2 protein-coding genes are annotated in these 1,190 nt (G+C 69.7%); both read left to right on the top strand.

Annotation, left to right across the window (positions count from 1 at the left end; genetic code table 11):
- Positions 1–766 (top strand): response regulator transcription factor (locus ACTS11_RS02650; RefSeq protein ID WP_442638798.1); only part of this gene is annotated, 766 nt, incomplete at its 5' end.
- 10 nt (positions 767–776) lie between these two features.
- Positions 777–1,166 (top strand): prepilin peptidase, encoded by a 390-nt coding sequence (locus tag ACTS11_RS02645; RefSeq protein ID WP_442638797.1) that lies wholly within the window; start codon positions 777–779, stop codon positions 1,164–1,166.
- Positions 1,167–1,190 lie beyond the last annotated feature (24 nt).

The following is a 1,190-nucleotide window of genomic DNA, read 5'->3' as shown; positions in this document are numbered from 1 at the left end:
CCTCGTCTCCGCGATCGCGCTCTGGTGCGAGAGCCTTCAGGGCAGGGCGCCCGTGAAGGACGCGCTCGCCCAGCTCGCCGTCGGTCTCGACGCCGAGGCCATCGCCCTCAGCCGCACATCGCGGGAGCGCGCGGGCGAGAAGTCGGTCTTCGTCCACGATGGCGGCGACCGCACCCCCGAGCTCGACCGCTCCTTCGCCGACGTCGTGCTCGGGCCCTATTTCCGCCAGCCACGGCCCGGCACGGTCTGGTTCAAGTCCCTGACCGAGATGGAGGCCGACCCGCGGCTCGAGAGCTTCCACCAGCGCCGCAGGCTCAACGAGCTGGCCGTCATCCCGCTCTCCGTGGCGGAGAAGTCTGCGATGTTCCTCGAGATCCATTTCTCGAGCCACCGCGGATCGGGGCAGCACGCGCTCATCAACATGGTGGCCGCGACGCTCGCCGACACCTGGTCGCGCCGGCGGCCGGGCCTGATGACCGAACTGCTCCTGTCGCGGCGGAGCGTCGGTCCATCGGCCGCGGTCCATCTCCTGAGCACCGAGAACCCCGCCCGCCTCAGCCGGGCCGAGTTCCGGGTCTGCCTGCTCCTCAGCCGCGGCCTCTCGAGCAAGCGGGTCTGCGCCGAGCTCGACATCTCCGAGTCCACGCTCAGGACGCACCTGCGCAGCATCTACGCCAAGAGCGACTGCTGCAATCACGCCGAGCTCCTGTTCCGCCTGCTGTCGCCCGCCCCGAGCGTCCCGGCAACGGCGCGGCATGTCGCCTGAGGAGACGAGAATGGACATCCTTCCCCTGCTTCTCCTCGCGCCGGTCCTCGTCGCCGTGGCCTGGTTCGACCTGCGCTACATGCGCATTCCGAATTACCTCGTCGCGGCGGCGCTGGTGCTCTTCGTGCTCACCCTGCCGCTTCTCGGCTGGGGGGAGATCGGCGCGCGCCTCGCGGCGGCCACGCTCGTCTTCGCCTTCGGCGCGTCGCTCTTCGCCTTCAGCCTGTTCGGCGGCGGCGACGTGAAGATGATGGCGGCGCTGATGCTGTTCGTGCCGTCCTCGAGCTACACGCTCTTCGCCATGGGCTTCTCCGTCGCGATGCTGGCGGGGATCGCGGCGGTGGTCGCGCTCCGCCAGGTGCCGTTCCTCGCCCGCTCCGCGCGTTCGTCACCGCGTTGAACGCATCCTCGATCTGGATCAGCA

The sequence above is a fragment of the Roseicyclus sp. genome, from assembly GCF_052168335.1.
In the GTDB taxonomy this organism is placed as follows: domain Bacteria; phylum Pseudomonadota; class Alphaproteobacteria; order Rhodobacterales; family Rhodobacteraceae; genus Roseibacterium.
The sequence above is the reverse complement of the archived record's forward strand: the minus strand, read 5'-3'. Positions and strand labels throughout refer to the sequence as shown.

Excerpts from the sequence above, each read along its gene's own strand:
- ACTS11_RS02645 (WP_442638797.1), top strand. The coding sequence starts at position 777 with ATGGACATCCTTCCCCTGCTTCTCCTCGCGCCGGTCCTCGTCGCCGTG.